The 20,305-nt window shown below is 43.8% G+C and carries 22 protein-coding genes and 1 tRNA gene; 13 read left to right on the top strand and 10 right to left on the bottom strand.

The window, feature by feature from the left end:
• Positions 1 to 72: 72 nt before the first annotated feature.
• From ACFQZS_RS18570 to ACFQZS_RS18560, 3 genes are all read left to right on the top strand, one after another.
• On the top strand, positions 73 to 1,479 hold the full coding sequence (locus ACFQZS_RS18570) for a glucuronyl esterase domain-containing protein (protein ID WP_377102510.1): 1,407 nt from the start codon (positions 73 to 75) through the stop codon (positions 1,477 to 1,479).
• Between the two features lie 76 nt (positions 1,480 to 1,555).
• Complete coding sequence (locus tag ACFQZS_RS18565; protein ID WP_377102713.1) at positions 1,556 to 2,584, top strand: alpha/beta hydrolase family protein; 1,029 nt, start codon at positions 1,556 to 1,558, stop codon at positions 2,582 to 2,584.
• A gap of 23 nt (positions 2,585 to 2,607) precedes the next feature.
• Positions 2,608 to 2,946: a glucuronyl esterase domain-containing protein gene (locus tag ACFQZS_RS18560; RefSeq protein WP_377102509.1), complete on the top strand. Its 339-nt coding sequence runs from the start codon at positions 2,608 to 2,610 to the stop codon at positions 2,944 to 2,946.
• Between the two features lie 61 nt (positions 2,947 to 3,007).
• On the opposite strand, the gene ACFQZS_RS18555 is transcribed toward ACFQZS_RS18560, so the two are convergent.
• From ACFQZS_RS18555 to ACFQZS_RS18545, 3 genes are all read right to left on the bottom strand, one after another.
• Positions 3,008 to 3,454 (bottom strand): carboxymuconolactone decarboxylase family protein, encoded by a 447-nt coding sequence (locus tag ACFQZS_RS18555; RefSeq protein ID WP_377102508.1) that lies wholly within the window; start codon positions 3,452 to 3,454, stop codon positions 3,008 to 3,010.
• A 78-nt stretch (positions 3,455 to 3,532) separates the two neighbouring features.
• Positions 3,533 to 4,105 (bottom strand): Crp/Fnr family transcriptional regulator, encoded by a 573-nt coding sequence (locus ACFQZS_RS18550; protein WP_377102507.1) that lies wholly within the window; start codon positions 4,103 to 4,105, stop codon positions 3,533 to 3,535.
• Positions 4,106 to 4,107: 2 nt separating this feature from the next.
• Positions 4,108 to 4,494 carry a hypothetical protein gene (locus ACFQZS_RS18545; protein WP_377102506.1) on the bottom strand — a complete coding sequence of 129 codons (387 nt, stop codon included), beginning with the start codon at positions 4,492 to 4,494 and terminating at the stop codon, positions 4,108 to 4,110.
• Positions 4,495 to 4,555: 61 nt separating this feature from the next.
• On the opposite strand from ACFQZS_RS18545, the gene ACFQZS_RS18540 reads away from it, so the two are divergent.
• Entirely contained in the window at positions 4,556 to 4,966 is a 411-nt protein-coding gene (locus ACFQZS_RS18540) for a hypothetical protein (RefSeq protein WP_377102505.1), read from the top strand.
• A gap of 292 nt (positions 4,967 to 5,258) precedes the next feature.
• On the opposite strand, the gene ACFQZS_RS18535 is transcribed toward ACFQZS_RS18540, so the two are convergent.
• The 4 genes from ACFQZS_RS18535 to ACFQZS_RS18520 all read right to left on the bottom strand — a co-directional run bounded on the left by ACFQZS_RS18535 (position 5,259) and on the right by ACFQZS_RS18520 (position 8,381).
• On the bottom strand, positions 5,259 to 6,332 hold the full coding sequence (locus ACFQZS_RS18535; RefSeq protein ID WP_377102504.1) for a hypothetical protein: 1,074 nt from the start codon (positions 6,330 to 6,332) through the stop codon (positions 5,259 to 5,261).
• An 81-nt stretch (positions 6,333 to 6,413) separates the two neighbouring features.
• A complete protein-coding gene (locus ACFQZS_RS18530; RefSeq protein ID WP_377102503.1) occupies positions 6,414 to 7,550 on the bottom strand; it encodes a helix-turn-helix domain-containing protein in 1,137 nt (378 codons plus the stop codon).
• Positions 7,551 to 7,644: 94 nt separating this feature from the next.
• Positions 7,645 to 7,721 (bottom strand) — tRNA-Ala (locus ACFQZS_RS18525).
• Positions 7,722 to 7,994: 273 nt separating this feature from the next.
• Complete coding sequence (locus tag ACFQZS_RS18520) at positions 7,995 to 8,381, bottom strand: winged helix-turn-helix transcriptional regulator (protein WP_377102502.1); 387 nt, start codon at positions 8,379 to 8,381, stop codon at positions 7,995 to 7,997.
• 131 nt (positions 8,382 to 8,512) lie between these two features.
• On the opposite strand from ACFQZS_RS18520, the gene ACFQZS_RS18515 reads away from it, so the two are divergent.
• The 5 genes from ACFQZS_RS18515 to ACFQZS_RS18495 all read left to right on the top strand — a co-directional run bounded on the left by ACFQZS_RS18515 (position 8,513) and on the right by ACFQZS_RS18495 (position 11,924).
• Positions 8,513 to 9,295, top strand: a complete 783-nt coding sequence (locus ACFQZS_RS18515; protein ID WP_377102501.1) for an SDR family oxidoreductase — start codon at positions 8,513 to 8,515, stop codon at positions 9,293 to 9,295.
• A gap of 686 nt (positions 9,296 to 9,981) precedes the next feature.
• Entirely contained in the window at positions 9,982 to 11,184 is a 1,203-nt protein-coding gene (locus ACFQZS_RS18510) for an MFS transporter (protein WP_377102500.1), read from the top strand.
• Between the two features lie 215 nt (positions 11,185 to 11,399).
• Positions 11,400 to 11,585: a hypothetical protein gene (locus tag ACFQZS_RS18505; protein WP_377102498.1), complete on the top strand. Its 186-nt coding sequence runs from the start codon at positions 11,400 to 11,402 to the stop codon at positions 11,583 to 11,585.
• Positions 11,586 to 11,595: 10 nt separating this feature from the next.
• Positions 11,596 to 11,745 (top strand): hypothetical protein, encoded by a 150-nt coding sequence (locus ACFQZS_RS18500; RefSeq protein ID WP_377102497.1) that lies wholly within the window; start codon positions 11,596 to 11,598, stop codon positions 11,743 to 11,745.
• Positions 11,746 to 11,774: 29 nt separating this feature from the next.
• Positions 11,775 to 11,924: a hypothetical protein gene (locus tag ACFQZS_RS18495; RefSeq protein ID WP_377102496.1), complete on the top strand. Its 150-nt coding sequence runs from the start codon at positions 11,775 to 11,777 to the stop codon at positions 11,922 to 11,924.
• 84 nt (positions 11,925 to 12,008) lie between these two features.
• On the opposite strand, the gene ACFQZS_RS18490 is transcribed toward ACFQZS_RS18495, so the two are convergent.
• A complete protein-coding gene (locus tag ACFQZS_RS18490; RefSeq protein ID WP_377102495.1) occupies positions 12,009 to 13,253 on the bottom strand; it encodes an MFS transporter in 1,245 nt (414 codons plus the stop codon).
• 66 nt (positions 13,254 to 13,319) lie between these two features.
• Positions 13,320 to 13,754, bottom strand: a complete 435-nt coding sequence (locus ACFQZS_RS18485) for a MarR family winged helix-turn-helix transcriptional regulator (protein WP_377102494.1) — start codon at positions 13,752 to 13,754, stop codon at positions 13,320 to 13,322.
• A 310-nt stretch (positions 13,755 to 14,064) separates the two neighbouring features.
• Between ACFQZS_RS18485 and ACFQZS_RS18480 the strand changes: the two genes are divergently transcribed.
• The 4 genes from ACFQZS_RS18480 to ACFQZS_RS18465 are packed head-to-tail and all read left to right on the top strand — an operon-like array spanning position 14,065 to position 19,498.
• The gene (locus ACFQZS_RS18480; protein ID WP_377102493.1) at positions 14,065 to 18,084 is read left to right on the top strand and encodes a DUF4175 family protein; all 4,020 of its coding nucleotides are present in this window, start codon (positions 14,065 to 14,067) and stop codon (positions 18,082 to 18,084) included.
• A 1-nt stretch (position 18,085) separates the two neighbouring features.
• Positions 18,086 to 18,505, top strand: a complete 420-nt coding sequence (locus ACFQZS_RS18475) for an ATP-binding protein (RefSeq protein ID WP_377102492.1) — start codon at positions 18,086 to 18,088, stop codon at positions 18,503 to 18,505.
• Complete coding sequence (gene ybeY, locus ACFQZS_RS18470; RefSeq protein ID WP_377102491.1) at positions 18,505 to 18,933, top strand: rRNA maturation RNase YbeY; 429 nt, start codon at positions 18,505 to 18,507, stop codon at positions 18,931 to 18,933. The genes ACFQZS_RS18475 and ybeY overlap by 1 nt, the downstream gene beginning before the upstream one ends.
• A gap of 52 nt (positions 18,934 to 18,985) precedes the next feature.
• On the top strand, positions 18,986 to 19,498 hold the full coding sequence (locus ACFQZS_RS18465) for a glutathione peroxidase (protein WP_377102489.1): 513 nt from the start codon (positions 18,986 to 18,988) through the stop codon (positions 19,496 to 19,498).
• Between the two features lie 62 nt (positions 19,499 to 19,560).
• Here ACFQZS_RS18465 and ACFQZS_RS18460 read toward each other — a convergent pair whose 3' ends face one another.
• Entirely contained in the window at positions 19,561 to 20,271 is a 711-nt protein-coding gene (locus tag ACFQZS_RS18460; RefSeq protein WP_377102488.1) for a pirin family protein, read from the bottom strand.
• Positions 20,272 to 20,305: the final 34 nt, after the last annotated feature.

Below are 20,305 nucleotides of genomic sequence, written 5' to 3'. Positions count from 1 at the left end.
AAGCTGATTGTGTGACGAGATCGTCCATCCCACACACAAAACCAATACCGCAACCCGTAAACTAAATTATAAATGAAAAAGACAATCGCACTTATTTTCGCCTGTGGGGCGTTGGCTACGTCGGCATTTGCACAACGCCCTGCCGCATCGCCCGAGCAACAAGCAGCCCAAAAAGCAGCAGCAGATGCCACCCAGGCCGACCGTAATGACATGATGAAGCAATTGGGCATTACCACCATGAGGCCCCCCAAAAATGGTTCAGACTCAACCGCGGCTAATTTTACCAATTACGATGAATCAAAGGCTAATATCTATCCAAACTTGCCGGAGGTTTTAACTTTTAACGATGGCAAAAAAGTAACAAAAGCTGCTGAGTGGCCAAAGCGCCGCGCCGAAATAGTAGAGCTTTTTGATCGTGAAATATACGGCAGGATGCCTAAAAATGTGCCTAAGGTAACATGGAGGGTTTATAAGGATAGTGACCAGGTGGTAAATAATATCCCTGTAAATGTGAAACAATTGGTTGGCCATGTAGACAATTCGTCTTACCCGGCTATTAATGTAGATATTCAATTAACTTTAACAGTACCTAAAAGTGCAAGCAAAGCTGTACCTGTAATAATGGTATACGGCGGGCAGGATTTTTTAGCGCCTCGCCCGGCGGGTGGATTTGGTGGTGGTTTTGGGCCGCCAAGAGCCGGCGCGCCGGGAGCGGGCCCGGCTCCTAAAAGTGCGCAGCAACAAATATTAGAGAAAGGCTGGGCTTATGCAAGCCTAAACCCGGGTACCATACAGGCTGATAATGGTGCCGGATTAACAAAAGGCATAATTGGTTTGGTTAATAAAGGTCAGTTTCGCAAACCTGATGATTGGGGAGCCTTGCGCGCCTGGGCCTGGGGGGCAGATCGTGCTATAGATTATTTTGAGAGCAACAAGGCTGTTGATGCAAAAAAGGTAGCCATTGAGGGCCATTCACGCTATGGAAAAGGTGCGATTGTTGCGTTGGCTTATAACCCACGTATGGCAACAGCCTATGTAAGTTCATCGGGCCAGGGTGGCGCTAAAATTCTCCGCCGCAATTTTGGCGAAGTGGTTGAAAACGTAACCGCATCGTCAGAGTATCATTGGATGGCCGGCAACTTCCTAAAATACGGAAGTACATTACAATGGAGCGATCTGCCTATTGACGCGCATGAATTAATAGCCCTGTGCGCCCCTCGCCCTGTATTTATAAGCGGTGGTAAAGTAGCTAAAGTTAACATGGATGGATGGGTTGATGCACCGGGCATGTTTATGGCAGCCAATGCTGCCGGCCCCGTTTATACGCTGTTAGGTAAAAAACCTATGGAAACAAAAGTTTTCCCCAAAATAGAGACCATGGTTGATGGCGATGTCGCTTTCCGCCAACACGCTGCGGGCCACACAGACGGACCAAACTGGCCCTATTTTTTAACCTGGGCAGATAAGTATTTTAAATAGAGTAAATGACCTATAAAAACCCGGAATGTGATAGTTTCGGGTTTTTTATCGCTTCCATTCGCTATAAACCACCGTGATGAGAATAATCGGATCAATAAGCGTTGCATTGCTGTTTACAAGCATTGCTTACGCACAGGCGCCGCAACGCCAGCAAACTCCAGAGCAGCAGGCTGCTCAAAAAGCCCGTGCTGATGCTACCGCCGCCGACCACCAGAACATGCTTGATCAGCTTAAGATAATCAACTTACGACGAGGCCGCGACGGCAACGACCCCGCATCGCCTTATCACGCCAATTATGATGAATCAAAAGCTAACCCATTCCCGGTATGGCCGGATCCTTTGACGTTTAAGGACGGCAAAAAGGTAACCAAAGCATCAGAGTGGCCAAAACGCCGTGCCGAAATAGAAGAGGATTTTAGCAGGGAGATATACGGGCGCGTACCTAAAAATATGCCCCGGGTTACATGGAAGGTGTTTAAAGATACCGACCAGGTTGTGAACAATATTCCTGTTAACTTTAAACAGCTGGTGGGCCATGTAGATAACTCATCTTACCCGGCCATTAATGTTGATATACAACTTACGCTGATGGTACCTAAAAACGCCGCTAAAGCTGTCCCTGTAATAATGGTTTACGGCGGGCAAGATTTTCTGAACCCTGCACCGGCCGGAGCCTTCGGTTTTGGCGGGCCGCCAAGAGCGGGGGCCAATAATCAACCCCGGCCCAAATCCCCGCAGGAACAGATATTAGAAAAAGGTTGGGCCTATGCAACAATTAACCCGGGTAGTGTTCAGGCAGATGATGGCGGGGGCCTTACAAAAGGCATTATTGGTTTGGTAAATAAAGGTCAATGGCGCAAGCCCGATGACTGGGGTGTTTTACGTGCCTGGGCATGGGGTGCAGACCGCGCTTTAGATTATTTTGAGACCAACAAAGCTGTTGATGCCAAGAAAGTAGCACTTGAAGGCCATTCGCGCTGGGGTAAGGCTACGCTGGTATCAATGGCTTTTAATACGCGCCTGGCGGCAGCTTATGTAAGCTCATCCGGACAGGGAGGCGCAAAGCCGGGCCGCAGGGATGCCGGGGAAGTTGTTGAAATTTAACAAGCAAAGGTGGTTACCATTGGATGGCCGGAAATTTTATAAAGTACGGGGGCCCATTAAACTGGAATGATCTTCCGGTCGACTCGCACGAACTGATAGCGCTTTGCGCCCCTCGCCCTGTATTTATCAGCGCCGGCGAAAAGGGCGACGAATGGGTAGATGCAAAGGGCATGTATATGGCTGCTGATGCTGCCGGACCGGTTTACACGCTATTAGGTAAAAAAGCCATGGCAGTGCATGAGTTTCCTAAAGTTGAAACCTTGTTAGATGGAGATGTGGCCTACCGCCAGCATGCATCAGGCCATACTGACGGACCCAACTGGCCCTTCTTTTTGGCTTTTGCTGATAAGTATTTCAAATAGCCATATTAAACAAAGCGGCCCCGGTAAACCGGAGCCGCTTTGTTTTTTTGAACCCTACCTTTTATGCCTTTGCCGGTTGCAAGTGGGTTGATATGGCTATACGGTTCCATGCGTTGATGGTAACTACTGCCATTATCAGTTGCGCTATATAATCAGGCTCAAATAACCCGGCTGCTTTAGCGTAGGTTTCCTCAGTAAGCCCTTTGTTGCTTATTAAGGTAACCTCTTCGGTTATGGCCAGTATACAGCGTTCTTCTTCGGTATAAATGCTATCAACTTCGCGCCAAGCGTTCAATAGATAAATGCGTTGCTCGGTTTCGCCTAATTTGCGGGCGTCGCGCGTGTGCATATCAATACAAAAGGCACAACCATTTATCTGCGATGACCGCATTTTTATCAACTCTTTGTGTAACGGTGGTATTGCGCTGGTGCTTAAATATTTCTCAAGGGCAAACATGGCTTTGTAAGCCTCTGGCTGTTGTTTCTGGATGTCAATTCTATTGCTCATTGTTGTATGTTTTTTTGTTGAGACAAACATACAGCGCCGCATCCGGGTAAAAATTAAACTGGTTTAAGAAATGCAGGGTCAGTGTTTTTTCTTTCGGATCTCGCTCAGGTATTCCGGCGTAAGGCCCAGGTAGGATGCCAGCATATATTGTGGCACGCGCTGAACAAAATCAGGAAAAAGGCCGCTAAACTGGTGGTACACTTCTTCCTTTGAAAAGTCGTGCATGTATTTAATACGCATTTGCATAGCTGCATAGGCGCGCTGCATCATCACCCTAAAATAATGCTCCAACTTAGGCAACAGTTGCAATAGTTCTTCTTGCTTATGATGATCAAGGGCTACTACCTGCACATCCTCAACAGCCTGTATAAAAAAAGCCGATGGCTTCTGCATGGTCAGGCTCATGTAGTCGGCCAGCCACCAGTTCTCTAAAGCAAACTGGGTAATTTGCTCGGTGCCTTTATCGGTAATATAATACATACGCAGGCAGCCGCTTTCAACAAAGTAGTTATTGCGGCATATTTGCCCCTCGGTCAGCAACCATGCTTTCTTTTTGATGTTTAATACCCGCACATGCGCGTTCACTATTTGCACCTCAGCTGCAGTAAGTGGAACATACTTTTGAATGTGGGATATAAAAGCCGATGGCATAGCTATTCAGTATCTGCGGGTTGCTCTTCTTCATCCTCCGGCTCCATATCGGGCTCTTCCTTTCGTGGCAGAAACAAAAATACCAGGGCCACTACCTGAAGGATCTCAATAATAATTAATAATACCGTTGTGCCTGTGTTGCCCGACCAGGGTTTAGAAACAAGGGCTATGAATGCCGGAACATTGTAAAGTTCCCATACCAGCAGCATCCATTTCAACCATCTAAACCCGGCCCTGATCAAATAGGCTACTATCAGCATAAACGCTATCATCAGCATTTCGGGTACCATGTTAGCTACATCAGCCAGCAGGTACGCCAAAACAGTTGCCAGCGCCGATGCCCGGTACAGGTTTGATGCTATAAGCAGATTGCGGTGGAGTGGTTTCATGTTAGCCTTGCAAAAATCTAAATTAGAAAAAACATTGCTTATGGCTGCATTAGTTTTTTAAATGACGATTTTTAACCCCATGGAGCGTTTTGACACCAGCATTAACGACGAACAGCTTGGTCAACTAAGCGGCTTGAACCCAGGCGTTGCAGCATGGCTTAACAACCTGTTTGCGACTGGTTCTGCCAACTACAATCAACTTGCGCTGGAGCTGCAGCGCGAGTTTAGGCAAGGTGGCTCGCCGGATGTTATGCGCATGGCTTTTGACAGGGTAAATTACGACGCGAAAACCGGTAGTGGCAATTTCAGAATAGTGCTGGATGTGCGCTTTACGTTTGGCTGCGAAGACAGCACCACCGAACAAAAAAACCAAACCTCTGAATGGACCTTTGCATTAGACCGGGCCAACAAAACCATTACCTTTTACAATTCGCCGTTTGCTGAAAGCCGCTCTACGGCTGATGAGTTTTGATGTGTTTTGTCCCACGTGCGTGTGAGACAAAGCGGGACAACCTGGGACAAGATTTTTCGTAATCATCTGACTTTGAACATTTTGAAGTCTCGGCGTGGGACAAAGTGAGACTACTTATTCGTCAGGAAAATTAGCTGTAAATACGGAGTAATACACTGGTATTTAATTGATTGCAAAATGTTGATTTTTTGTCCCACGGACCGCCACAAAGTTTTAATGGCCCCCATCATTTAGGGACCATTAAAACAATCCACACCCATATGTAGAATTCGGTTTACCCGGTACAAATAGCCTATCTATTTACCTTTGTCATTTCTACTTTAAGGGTTTCATTTCCCATTTGTCCGTCAATAATTTGGGTGCCGGGTTTTGGGCCGGGCAAAATTTTAGCGAACAAAGTATCGCGTTTATCCTCCGGATAATACCACCATGCTTGAATTTCTTTCGTTGCTCCGTTATATTTATAATCGCCTAAAACGCGTCGCTTATAGTTGTTATATTCCAGCACAAAGTCTTCCCCGTCAATAAAAACCTTGGTGAGCACGCTGTCGCGGGTATTAAGGTTTTTCATTTCGTTATTCACGCTTAGCTTTTCAACATTATATTCTCCGTTTATCGCAGCAAAATATTTTGGCTTTTTATGTACAGCCATCAGTATTAGCGGCCCAATTATAACAAACGCCTTCAGCAGATTTTTTAGGGCGCTGCTTTTAAAGTGGTAAAACGGTTGCTCATCGTAGTCAACAAAAAAGAACTGCTTTAAGCGGTTATAGTCTATTAACAACAGATACAAAAGTGCCATCGTCAGGATCAGCACATAATAAAGCGTGGCGTGCAGATAGAACGCGTTTAATAACAGCAGATGTAAAACTACAGGCAGCAGGAAAATTACACCGGCCAACCTTGTGCGCCTAAAGATCAACAGCAATCCGCCGGTTATTTGCATTACGCCTATAATACGCGCCAAAGCATCAAATTTGCCATAAAAAGCAAATAGCAGGTGGTGCGGCGGCAGGCTGCCAAAAGGGGTAGCCTGCCAAGCCAGGGGGATATTGAACTGGATATCGAAAAACTTACCTATACCAAAAATGCAGATGTCAAACGCAAATACATAACGCAAGGCCCCTTGCCAAAAAGCTAAATCAGCCTGGCCCTTTACCGGGTTGGCGGCGTTCTTTCGCATCCGGGTAAAGATATAAACCAGAAAACATACCAGGTAGATAAGCACAAGCGCAGTGGCAATTGGCCGTCGGGATGGCGGAATAATATTAAGATAGTTTTGGCCCACACGCAGGGCGGATGCCGCGCTTACCAGCCCTGTAAGGATACAGGCTAAAGCCGTTTGGATAAAGGTTCTTTGTTTCATAATAAAGTGTCTTTCAGTTTTGACACAATATTACCGGGCTACAAAACACCCGTCGTTCGGTTGTATAAATCCGAACGGAATTTATACAACGGTTGAAACCAGCTGCCCGTTTTTCTCTTTTTGAATAAACTGAGTGGGAGATAAGCCCGTCTCTTTCTTAAATGCGGTATTAAAGGTGGTTTTTGAGTTAAAGCCGGCATGATAGGCAATGCCCAACAAATTAAGGTGCTTATATTGTTCGGATAGCATTAGCTGCTTCGCCTCCTCAACGCGGTGCGCGTTAACAAACTGAAAAAAGTTGGTACCAATTGCAACATTAAGCAGGTAAGACAGGTCGTTAACTGTAACCGGCATAAGCTGCGCTAACTGCGGAAGATTTAACTCAGGATCTAAGTAAAGCTTCTCGGCGGTCATTAAATAATCAAGCCGCGCCTTTAGCCGGGAAGCTTCCTCGTCGGTTAAGCGTTGTTTTGTAGTCTTCGCGTTATCCTTAACATCAACAAATACCTGCCTTATGCTTTTCAGTTCTTCGGGCTGGTAGGGGTAAATTTCTTTTTGAGCAAGAGAGTAGTAAAGTATCCCCAGGCTGCCGGCCAGGTAAATGCAAGGCGCAATAACACTTGAAAAGCCTACTTTAAATAATACGGAAATGTAAAAGCAAAGCAGCATAAGGCCCAATATCCCTAACAGGTACTTTAACCAATTCAGGCTAACCGGTTCAACGTCGGCAATTATTAACCTGATGTGTTTTTGATGATTACTGAGCCGTTTATAGGCCAGCACCCAATAAATTATAAACTGAGATCTTATTCCTATTACGGATAACCAACTAAATATTTGTGCCTGTTGCCACGTTAAAAAATTATGCCCTGATAATGCGGAGATTTGAACAACAGCAAAAATGGCCCAGGGCAGTAAATGCAAATAGTCTGTTACGTTAATTTTTTTTGCGGGGGTAGTAAATTGCACTATGGCTAAATACAGGGCGGGCATCATGGCAAAATGGCTCAGTTCATTAAAACCCATAACGAATGATAACTTGCGCGCAAATCCAAAGCTATAAATGGCAGGGTTAAGCGTTATGCAAGCGGCCGAAATATAAAACAAGCCCATCCACCTGTTTGCTGCTATATTAACCCGGGCAGGATTAAATAACGCGATCAATGCCATTAAAACGAAGCATATGCTGCAGGTAAAAAATAAAAGGCTAATGGTCATATCTGTATTATCAGCTTTTAAAGCTAATGATTTTTTGTATTAGTCTCCATCGCAACGATAATGGGAAATAAAAAAAGCCCACAGTTGTGGGCTTTGGTGGAGAATATCGGAGTCGAACCGATGACCTCTTGCATGCCATGCAAGCGCTCTAGCCAGCTGAGCTAATCCCCCGTGCGGATGGCAAAAGTAGTAAAAAGATACGAATTGGCAAGAGATAACTAAAAGTCACTGTGAACAATTAGTTATCTGCTTAATTCTTGTTGGGTGTATCTGGCAATGTGTCGCTTTGATGTGGCATTGTGGGTGTATTTACCAAAAGCCCGCACGTAAAAACGTATGCCAACCCAATCGCAACAACATGCGATATAGCAACAGTAAAATCATTCTCGACAAGAGAACAAGCCGATTAGGCGGCACATATAAGATATTTTTGTTAAACAGTGACTAATCAACCAGCTTGTTCTCCAACTCTGAAATTGAAATTTGTTTTAAAATCACATCTCGTAAACGTTCTTCGTGGTTATCGCCCCATTCCCCTAAAGCTGCAATCACCGGTATTACCGTTTTACCAAAGTCCGTAAGGCTATATTCTACTTTTGGTGGTACAACCGGATAAATTTTTCTGATAATCAGTTCATGTTTTTCCAATTCATTTAGTTGCATATTCAATACCCTGCGTGAGGCATCAGGAATTTTGCGTTGCAGTTCACTTGGTCGTTGATGCCCCTGATCTATAAACCAAAGCAGGCGTATCTTCCATTTGCCGTACAGTACTTCACCTATCAGGTCAAGCCCGCAATTCAGGTTGGGTATTACTTTCCTTTCATACATGCTGCAAAATTAAACCTATAACCCAGCATGTACAATAGGGGATAAATTTATCCCTATCTGAATCGTAACTCCGTACTTGTGAGGAACTAACGTACTTCAGAGATTTGCACAAAGAAATTAAAAAATCGACAATGAATTATCAAAATGAACTATCAGGCAAAATTGCGCTGGTAACGGGAGGTACAAAAGGAGCCGGAAAGGCTATTGCTGAAAGGCTATTGCAACTTGGCGCAACGGTAATCATAACTGCAAGAAATGCTGCCGAAGAAAAAAACAGCAATTTACATTTTATTCCATCTGATCTGAGTAAGGCAGAAGATGCGCAAAAAGTGATCAATGAAGTGTTAGTAAAATATGGTAGGTTGGATATTCTGATAAACAACCTTGGTGCTTCATCAACACCGGCCGGTGGTTTTTCAGTGTTGAATGATGAGGATTGGATATCAACCTTACAAGCTAATTTATTGGCTCCTGTTAGGCTTGATCGGGGATTTTTACCGCAAATGATTGATCGTAAAAGCGGGGTTGTTATTCACATCGCTTCCATCCAGGGTATACTGCCGCTGTATGATTCTACATTGCCTTACGCAGCATCAAAAGCAGCATTAATCAATTACAGTAAAAGTTTATCAAACGAAGTTACACCAAAAGGGGTCCGCGTGCTAACTGTTTCGCCGGGATGGATAAATACAACAGCGTCAAAAGCCTGGTTAGGCGAGATTGCGAGAAATTCCAACAGTACTTTAGAACAAGCTCAGCAAAGCGTTATGGATGCATTGGGTGGTATACCTTACGGCCGGCCCGCTGAACCTGAAGAAATAGCTGATTTGGTTGGTTTCTTAGTTTCACCAAGAGCAAATTATTTAACAGGAGCAAATTTCGTTATAGATGGCGGAACTGTACCAACAATTTAATAAACTTAAAATACAATAATGAACTTGCCGAAAGTAACATCAGATTTAATAAGCACGTAAAATAGCTTTACTAATATATTATTCCTGAAAATTTTAACTGGTCTGGCAAAGTTTGAGTAGTAATAAAGCCGTAAAAAAACCCTATAAAACAAGTAAGGCCCCTGATGGGCAGGGACCTTTACTAAACCAATTATAAACCTAAATTATGAGAAGACTCTTTATGTGTTAGCCTTTCGGCCTGTACTATCGTTGTTTGATGGTGTAAAGGTAACACTAAGTTTTATATTGTGCAAATTTTTTTTTATAATTTTTTTGTCAAAACAGTGTCACAACCTATCACATTCGCAAAACACAACACAAAACGTTAAGAATTTGTTAATTTTTTAATGTCAGAAGCAGTTTTTCCACATTTTATGGCAGAAATAATTAAAAAAAATATTTTTGGGTATCTTCTGGCCCTTAAACACCCGTTTTTGCCGTAAAACTGATAGTTCCGGCTTCATTTTAATTGTTTTTACTGCTTTTTTGGCGATTTCTGTGTGATTTTTGAGCCGTTTATATTTTAGACATACAAACTCTTTTTTTATAATTTTTCGGTTAGTAAGTTTTTTAGTGCGCTTTTTTTATAAAAATTTACTTTTGTGCCCTATGCCAAAATGTGCAATCGCATTTTGGCTTATCAATTAATGACCGGATCAACAAAAAAAGAAGGATCGCTCCTAACGCCGTTTACCTTATGGGTAATAACCATTACCACGGGTTTAGTAATAGCCAACATTTATTATAATCAACCCTTACTGGATGATATATCGCGCACGTTTGGGGTAACAAGCGCCAAAGCTGGCCAGGTGGCTATGCTAACGCAGGTTGGGTACGCCTTGGGTATGTTTTTTATTGTGCCTATGGCTGATAAGTTTAAGCGCAAACGCATGATGGTAATTGATTTCGGTTTTATTACCCTATCGCTGCTTTTTGCCGCCTTTGCTCCAAGTATTAACGCATTATTAATTGCGAGCCTGCTTATTGGCGTATCTTCCATAATTCCGCAATTGTTAATTCCAATGGCCGCGCACCTGGCTAAACCGAGTGAACGCGGGCGTAAAATAGGTTTTGTACAAACAGGTTTGTTGCTGGGCATCTTGCTTTCGCGCACGCTAAGCGGATTTATAGCCGCCCATTGGGGCTGGCGCTGCGTGTTTTTGGTGGCAGCCGGCCTAATGATTATTATGTGGATATTGGTTTATCGCCTCATTCCGGAAGTGGAGCCTACCTACAAAGGAACCTACAAAGGGTTAATGCTTTCTATTATTGATTTAATAAAAGAAAACAGGCACTTACGGCTTGCGGCGTTACGGGGAGCGTCATGCTTTGCCTGTTTCAGCGCGTTTTGGAGCACCCTTGCCTTTTTGCTAAAAGCCAACTTTGGCTTAGGCAGCGATGTTGCCGGCCTGTTTGGATTAGCAGGTGCTTTTGGAGCGGTGGCTGTCAGCAATATCGGCCGTATGGCAGATAAAACCAACCCATACAAAATTGCCACATTTACCATCACCGCGCTAATGGTATCGTTTGCTATCTATTATTTCTCGGGATACAGTCTGCCCGGAATGATAGTGGGGGTTATTTTAATGGATATGGGGTTACAGGGAACGCATTTATGTAACCAAACTATCATCTTCGCCAACAACCCCGCTGCGCGTAACCGCATTAATACGGTATATATGGTATCGTACTTTGGCGGAGGGGCCGTTGGCACTTTTATAGGCACGCAGTTGTGGTACCGCTACCAGTGGACTGGCGTATGCCTGTTGGGCATAATCGTGTCGGCTATAACACTCTTCCTGCATCTTAATAACCAAGAAAAACTACAGCCCGATACACCAACTGTATAGTGTTGAGTACTCTACCCAACACTCCTTATCCGTTTTTCAATACAAGCGCCTTCAGATCTTTTTACTTTTTTATGTATTTTAAATTGCTGATTTAAAGCCGTTTAAGCGAATAGCTGTTTAAGTTTGGGCCCACTATACTGTATGTTTTTCCTCTTTTTTTAAAGACTGGCACTTTATTGGAAATAGAAAAATCAAATTACTTAATACACTAAACCATGGTAGTTAAAGTAAACACCCCGGATACCGGCGAAAAAGAGTGGGAAAACCCTCAGGCGCCTGAAAAGACCTCAGACGACCGGGATAAAGAACAACTGATACGTCAGTTTAAAGAGGCCAAACGCAGAAAGGATAACCTTTCAACTGAAGAACCAAATAAAGAAGATAGTAATAAAAACATTTAAGCTATAGATTATGAAAAACAGAAAACCAGCCGTGAGCAAATTAGTGGCACGTTTTGACAACGAATTGAAGGCGATATTAATGAATGATCTGAGAAGCGTTAAACGCGCCCGCAACGTGTTTATGAGAGCTATCCTTAACGAACAATTGTCTGTAGCCTAGTTTATAGTCTAACCTAAAAAACATCAGTCATGAAAACTTATAACAAACCCGCTACCAGTAAATTACTTAAACGTTTTGATAACGAACTAAAGCAACTGTTAATGGAAGATCTTAAAGCTTTCCGGGCTAAAAACATACAGCGCAACAACCAGCCGGCCATACAACAACAGGCCGCCTGATCCATATATACATCTACCTATAAAAATCTTTTTATCTACTCTATGAAAAGCGACAGAGCCCTCTAATTTTGGAGGGCTTTGTTTTTATACCGCCGTAATGGCGGTGTTATCAACAATGTGTTTTGCTGTTTTATTTTGCTTGTGCAAATAGCGCCATTGTAATGCCCCTATTGCCGCGGCAGCAAAGCCCTGAACCATAATTGTGTTTTGTGTACCTATCCAATTAGACAGTGCCCCTACCAGTAAGCCGCCCAGCGGCTGCATGCCAAAAATAGCCAGGGCGTAAAAGCTGATCACCCGCCCCCGCATTTTCTCATCCACGCTGGTTTGGATCAATGTATTACTTATTGTTGCCTGCGACATCATACCAAACCCGGCGACGGTTACAAACAGCAGGGCCAGCGGATAGTAGCCCTCATGCGAAAACAGTAACAAGCCGCAGCCAAACACCACGGTATTTATGGCTAATACTTTTTTAAGATCGATGCCTGCCGGTACCGAAGCAAGAAATATAGCGCATGATAACGCGCCAAGACCTATAAAACTGTCAATAACACCAAATGTTGCCGCCGTGCCTCTAAACACGTCGCGGGCGTAGTAGGGGATAAGTGTAGTATAAGGCATTACCGTAAGGCTTATAAGCGTTAACGATACCAAAACATTGCGGATAGCCGGAGTGCGTTTTATGTAGGCCAGCCCTTCCTTTAACTCGGCAAAAACATTTTTATTGGTTGATACCGGTTTATGCCGGGGCAATTTCAGCATTAAAAGCGAGCCGATAACGGCAATAAAGCTAAGGGCGTTCATTAAAAAGCATAACTCCTCGCCAAACCGGGCCAAGATAAGACCCGCTATAGCCGGGCCTATCAACCGCGAAAGATTTACCATGGATGAGTTTAGGGCCAACGCGTTAGGCAGATCCTTTTTATCCTCTACCATCTGGTAAACCAGCGCCTGGCGGGCGGGTACATCAAAAGCGTTTATTATACCTAAAAGGGCGCTAAGGGCCAGGATCTGCCACACCTCAACATGGCCTACATATATTAAAACCGCAAGCAAAACGGCCTGCACCATTGATGCTATTTGGGTGATCAAAAGCACGCGGTAGCGGTTATACCTATCGGCTACAACCCCGCCAAACAACGAAAGCACAAAAGATGGGAACAAGCTGGCGAATAATGATAAGCCCAGCATAAATGTAGAATGGGTGAGCGCGTAAATAACCCAGCTCACCGCCGTTTTTTGCATCCATGTTCCTATTAACGACACGGATTGCCCGGCAAAATATATCCTGTAATTTCTGTTTTTAAACGCCCTGAAGGTACTCATCTCTTTTCCATCTCTCCTTTTCTACTTAAGCTGCTTTGAGACACAGCCCGCGGCAAAGCCGCCTAATTACTCAAACTCTAATATCTTTTCCAGCGGCGCAATTATTTTTTTTAGCAGGTCCTGTTCCTGGTTGGTACAGGTTGCGGCAATGGCTTGCGCCAGCCAATGATCGCGCTCGCTGCGCACCTGCTTTAATATTTGTTCACCATCAGCAGAAAGTGTTATAATGGCCCTTCGCTTGTCGGTTTCAGACATGGTACGGTTTATATACCCCAGCTGCAAAAGATGATTCAATATCTGCGACATGGATTGGTTGGTGATCTTCTCCATAGCGGCCAGCTCTGTAGGCTGCAATTGTTTATGCTGCTGCAACAAAGCCAGGGTTGACCGCTCCGTCAACGAAAGCTGCTGTCCCGAAACCGATTCTTTCCTCAGCTTCTTAATCAGCCGGGTTATAGCGGTACGTAGTTCTGTAACATATTCCAATTGGCTGTTTTCCATTATATCAGTTAAACTAATAAGTTTACCTTACAAAGGTAGGCTAAAACCGAATTGCATTTATCATATCCTTGTAAGCTTTATGGCTATATATTGTCCAACACAAGCATCCTTTAACAACAACAGCACGTATTGATAGTGAAAATGGCGTATGCCTGCTATTGTAAAAATGTTAGTAGGTGTGCTCCTTATTATTTAGTTAGACCCTGCTTTTGTTAATATTAATTAATAATTTAGCTTACCCTTGTTATCAAGCGTCTGTTACATAATAAATTATGCAGCATTTTTTATTTAAACATTAATTGTTTGGGTTATGAATAGCCACGGGAATTACGAACTGCTTATAGATAAGATCAATACCTTTATTAAACGGTATTACCTTAACAGCCTTTTAAGGGGCCTGATATTTTTAGGCGCGGGCTTATTTTCGGCGTATATTGTTATTACCCTGTCGGAGTATTTTGGGAACTTCGATTCGCTTTTCAGAAGCGTTTTATTCTATGGCTTTATTTTGCTTAACCTGGGTTTAATAGCCTGGCTGGTTGTGCCGCCATTGATGGCCTGGCTTGCCTTGGGTAAAACCCTGACGCACGATCAGGCTGCGGATATTATAGGCAAGCACTTTAATGATGTTAATGATAAACTGCTTAATACGCTTCAGTTAAAAAAATTATCTGCTGAGGAAAGCCAACATCAGGACCTGATACAGGCCAGTATTGATCAAAAAATAGATAACCTGCGCCCCATCCGCTTCCCTTCGGCCATTAACCTGCGCGAAAACCGCCGTTACTTAAAATGGGTGCTTGCCCCGGCCGGCGTAATTATAGTGCTTGCCTTTGCAGCGCCGTCTATGTTAACAGAAAGTACAAAGCGTATACTAAGGCACAACGAATATTTTGCTCCTGTAGCTCCTTTTAAATTTGTGGTGCTTAACCGCACACTTTCTGTGGTACAGGGCGATGACCTTAATCTGGAGCTCAAATTAGAGGGCGATAAATTCCCGGCTGATGTTTATATCGAAATGGGTAACAACACCTTTAAGCTGGATAAAGAAAATGTAAGCCGTTTTAAATACCTGTTCAGCAACTTGCAGGAAAGCACAAAGTTCCGGTTATCCGGCAATGGGTTTAACTCAGTTCCTTATGAGATAAAAGTTAATCCGCGCCCGGCGTTGCTGCATTTTGATGTAGTGCTTAACTATCCGCCTTACCTGCATAAACCATCAGAAACATTGGCCAACGCCGGCGATATTACCATACCTGCCGGAACAACAGTAACCTGGAAATTCCATACCCAAAACGCAACCGGCATCGCTTTCAACATGGGCAACAAGCAACAAATGCTGCAAGCATCAGAAGCTAACCTGTTTAGCCACAGCGAACGCATATTGGCCAATACAATTTATAAATTAAGCCCGGTTAATCAGATAGTAAACACCACAGATTCTGCCGCCTACAGGATTAATGCCATAGCCGACGAGGCTCCCGCTATTGATGTAGCAGAGCGCCCGGATTCTGTCAGCATGAAAGCATTCTATTTTACTGGTAAGATACAAGACGACCACGGTTTTTCTAATCTTACATTTCACTACAAAATAAGTCCGGGTGGGGGCAAAGCAAATGAAAAATCATTTGTAAAACCTGTTAAAGCCGATCTTGGGGTTAATATATCAGACTTTTTTTACTACTGGAACCTGAAAGACCTGGGTGTTAGGCCCGGCGACCAGGTAACCTACTTTTTTGAAGTGGCTGACAACGACGGTGTAAGCGGACCCAAAAAGGTGCAATCGCCGGAAAGAAGTATAAATGTTCCGGATGCCATGGAGCTTGAAAACGAGTTAAACAAAGGCACAGAGCAGGTTAGAAAAAACATTCAACAGGCTGCCAAGCTTGCCGCGGAAATTGAGCGGGAATCGCAGAAAATGAATGAGCTTTTATTGAGCAAAAGCTCCATATCATTTGATGAGCAAAAACAATTGGACGCGCTGATGGAGAAAAGGCGCGAGTTAGACGATCTGGTTAAACAAATACAGTCTGACAACAGAAAGAACATGTTTAACAGGCGGGAGAACCAGCAGCAAAACCAGCAGCTGGCAGAGGAGCAAAAACAGGTTGAGAAACTACTTAACGATGTGCTTGACCCTAAAACCCGCGAGTTGCTGGATAAGTTACAGCAACTGGCCCGAAACAATCAAAAAGAAAGCACCCGCGACCAGCTGCAAAAAATGCAGATGGATAACAAATCGCTTAAGCGTGAGTTTGGCCGGTTGGAAGAGTTGTATAAAAAGATGGCCTTTGACCAAAAGGTAAATCAAAATATCAATAAGTTGAGCGAGTTGGCTGACAAGCAGGAGAAACTGGCCGATGAGACCGAGAAACCTGTTGACCCGGCTGAGGCCCAAAAACAAGAGAATAAAGATCAAAAAGCACAGGAAGCGCAAAAACAAGCTGCAGAAGCGTTGAAAAAAGCATTGCAAGATGCGCAAAAACAAACTGCCGAGGTACAAAAGAACCAGCAGCAGAGCCAGGAACAAAAGGCTCAGCAAAAAGCGCAGCAGGATGCCTTGAAACAGGCGATAGACCAGGTAAAGAAAGCCCTCCAGGAGGCCCAAAAGCAAGCTGCAGAGATGCAGAAAAATCAGGCCCAAAATCAGGAGCAAAAAGGCCAGCATGATGCACAGAAACAAGATCAAAAGGCACAGGCTGATGCGCAGAAACAAGCAGAAGATGCTTTGAAAAAAGCCATAGAGGACGCGCAGAAGAAAGCTGCCGAACTGCAAAATCAACAAAATCAGCAGCAGCAACAAAATCAAAACCAACAGAATCAGCAGCAGCAGAACCAAGGGCAGCAACAACAAAAGGCCCAGCAGGAAGCACAGAAACAAACTGCCGAAGAGTTGAAAAAAGCCATACAGGAGGCGCAGAAACAAGCTGCCGAGTTACAAAAACAACAGGAGCAGGGCCAGCAGCAAGGCGACCAAAAGAGCGGCGATCAGCAGCAGCAGCAAAGCGCTGAGCAACAAAAAAGCGCGCAGGAAGAGAAACAGCAAGACAAGCTGAATAAGGAGTTTGAGGATATTAAAAAATCCATGGAAGAATTAGCCAAGGAAGCTGAAAAGATGCAAAGCAGGCAAGACTTTGAAAACCCTAAAAGCGAGCAGGAAAGCATTCAGGATAAAATGGAGCAAAGCAAACAGCAATTGTCAAAAAGCAATCGCTCAAAGGCATCGCAGTCTCAGCAGCAAGCTGCCCAGCAAATGAAAAAGATGGCGCAAAAAATGCAGCAGCAACAGGAGGAGGAAGAAGAGGAAGACAATGCCGTTAATATTAAACAATTGCGCGAGCTGTTAAAAAGTTTGGTAAATAGTTCCTTCCGCCAGGAAAAAACCATGGAGGCGCTAAAAAACACCAGTCAGTTAGATCCTAACTACGTAACTTTGGCGCAAACGCAAAAAACAATAAAAGATAACCTTAAAACTGCCGAGGACAGCTTATATGCCATAAGTAAACGCGTTCCGCAAATAGAAGCAACTGTAAACCGCGAAATATCGGCTATAAACGACAGGATAGACCAGGCACTTGAGAATTTGGGTGACAGGCGTACATCCGAGGCCAACCGCAACCAACAGTATGCCATGACGTCAATGAACAACCTGGCATTAATGCTTAGTGACGCGCTTAATAATATGCAGGCTAAGGCGAATGAACAGAAGTCTGGCAGTTCTTCAAAGAAATCTAAGAGCCAGCGTATGCAGCAGTTAAGTCAGCAACAACAAAAGCTTAACCAAAACATGCAGCGCGCACGCGAGCAGATGCAGCGGGAACAACAACAGCAGCAGCAACAAGGCCAGCAGCAGCAACAACAGGGTCAACAAAACAGGGTACAAGGCCAGCAACAGCGTGGAATGAGCGAGCAACTGGCACGTATGGCCCGTGAGCAGCAGATGATAAGGCAGGAAATGCAGCGCCTTAACAACGAAGACAGGCGGGATGGCGGCACCGGAATAAAGGATCTGGATAAAATTTCGCAGCAAATGGAACAATCTGAGAATGATATCGTAAACAGGAGAATAACAGAGGAAGCATTGAAGCGCCAGCAACAGATACAGATACGTATGTTGGAGGCAGAAAAGGCAGCCCAGGAACAAGAACAGGAGCAGCAACGCGAAGGACATGCCGGTAAAGACATGCCTCCGGGTTATATAAAAGCTCTGCAAGACTATCAACAGGTTAAGGAAAAGCAAACCGAACAGATCAGAACCGTTCCGCCAGCACTTAACTTATATTACAAGAAGAAAATTAAAACATATTTTGATCAACTTAACATCAACTAATATGCCGGAACGCGCTCAGCCAACAGAATTGTATACCCTACAACTTCCGTCAAAGCTGGAGAGCATAACACAGTTAGAGAGCCTTGTGGAGGAGATAGCAGACAGGTACCAGATAAGCGAAGATACTTTTGCAAATATGATGACCTGCCTTAACGAAGTTGCTACCAATGCCATTGTACACGGCAATAAGTTAGCGCCAGAGAAGAAAGTTATTATTAACGCGGAGGTTGACGGCAGACGGTCTGTATGGACCATTACAGACGAGGGCGAGGGCTTTGACTATATTAACCTGGCCGACCCAACGGCTCCGGAAAACCTGGAGAACCTGGCCGGCAGGGGTGTGTTTATTGTAAAACACCTTGCAGACCAGTGTGTGTTTAACGCCAAAGGCAACGAGGTGGAACTGCTATTTAAGATATAATGCCGGCTATACATTTTTTTGAAGAAGATATAGCTTATAAACTCCGGGATAAAACAAAGGTAAAGCAGTGGATAAAAGCCGCGATTGTTGAGGAGGGCTTTACGCTGCAGGAGCTTACTTATATCTTCTGCTCTGATGAGTATCTGCTTAAAATAAACCAGGAATATCTTGATCATGATACTTATACGGATATCATTACGTTTGATAGTTCTGAGGAGGAGGGGCTGATAGCCGGGGATATTTTTATTTCGATACCCCGCATTAAAGAAAACGCGGAGAAGTTTTCGGTGTCTGAAACCGATGAGTTACACCGCGTTATTATTCATGGAGCACTGCACTTGTTGGGCTATACCGACAAAACCGCATCGTCTAAGAAAAAAATGAGTTTAAAAGAAGACCATTATTTGACCAAACGTGTTTTTAATTAACTAATTTTACATTGTAAACGCTTAAAACTATTTACTTTAAAATATTACGAAAATGAAATTTTTAGGATTCCTGCTTGCGTTCGTACTCCTGGCTGCACCAGCCTCTGTTTACGATTTTAAATTGAAAACCATTGATGGCGACGATTTTTCGTTAGCTAAATATAAGGGTAAGAAGATTCTTGTTGTTAATACTGCATCAAAATGTGGTTACACCAAACAATATGCAGACTTACAGAAGCTTTCTGATCTGTATAAAGATAAATTGGTTATCGTAGGTTTCCCGGCTAATAACTTTGGCGGACAGGAACCGGGTAGCAATGCCGATATAAAACAATTCTGTTCAGATCTTTTCAGTGTTAAATTCCCGATGAGTGGGAAAGTTAGTGTTAAGGGTGATGATATCGCTCCCCTGTTTAAATACCTTACTGAAGCTGAAAACCCTGACTTTAAAGGTGAGATTAAATGGAACTTTGAGAAGTTTTTATTGGACGAAAATGGTAAGCTTATACACCGTTACCGTTCTGCCACTGTGCCTTTAGATCCGGCTATTACATCTAAGATCTAATATTGAGATGCTATAACCTGAAAAGGCCCCGGTAATATTACCGGGGCCTTTTTCTTTTAGCGTTATATCATGGGTACGTCTATTATAAGCAAGCGGGTGTTTTCCCGGCTATCAAATACAACCGAACCGGCTTCAGAAACGCCAATAGCATCCTTTGCGTTCAATATCTGGCCATTTATTTCAACTGCTCCTTCCAAAACAAATATATATGCTCCGTTTTCAGGACGGGTAATGGTATAATTTATCTGCCGGCCACCGTCAAAGCTACCCATTGAGAAGGTAGCATCCTGGTTGATCCAAAGCGCGCTGCCGTCCTTATCGGGTGACACCAGTGTGGTTAGCTGATTCTGCTTAAATGAGGCTTTAAAATCCTTCTGATCATATCTTGGCTCAACATTCCTTTCCCGCGGGAACAGCCAGATCTGCAGCGTGTTTGCCGATTCTGTTTTTGAGTGGTTATATTCTGAATGCCGTACGCCCGTTCCCGCCGACATTACCTGTACTTCGCCCGCATGTATAACCCCAATATTTCCCATGCTGTCCTTATGCTCCAACGCGCCGGATAGCGGTATTGTTATGATCTCCATATTATCATGCGGATGGGTGCCGAAACCCATTCCACCGGCAATAATATCATCATTTAATACACGCAATGCACCAAAATGAATCTTATCTTCATCATAATAGGAAGCAAAGCTGAACGAAAAATTTGCTTTAAGCCATCCGTGGTCGCTTTTTCCACGCTCATTAGCGGGATAAAAAACTGTTTTCATTATTTCTCCTTTTTATGTGTTTAAACATGCAATA

The organism is Mucilaginibacter calamicampi, assembly GCF_042676765.1.
In the GTDB taxonomy this organism is placed as follows: domain Bacteria; phylum Bacteroidota; class Bacteroidia; order Sphingobacteriales; family Sphingobacteriaceae; genus Mucilaginibacter; species Mucilaginibacter calamicampi.
Note: the sequence above shows the minus strand (reverse complement) of the source record. Positions and strands in the feature narration are given on the sequence as shown.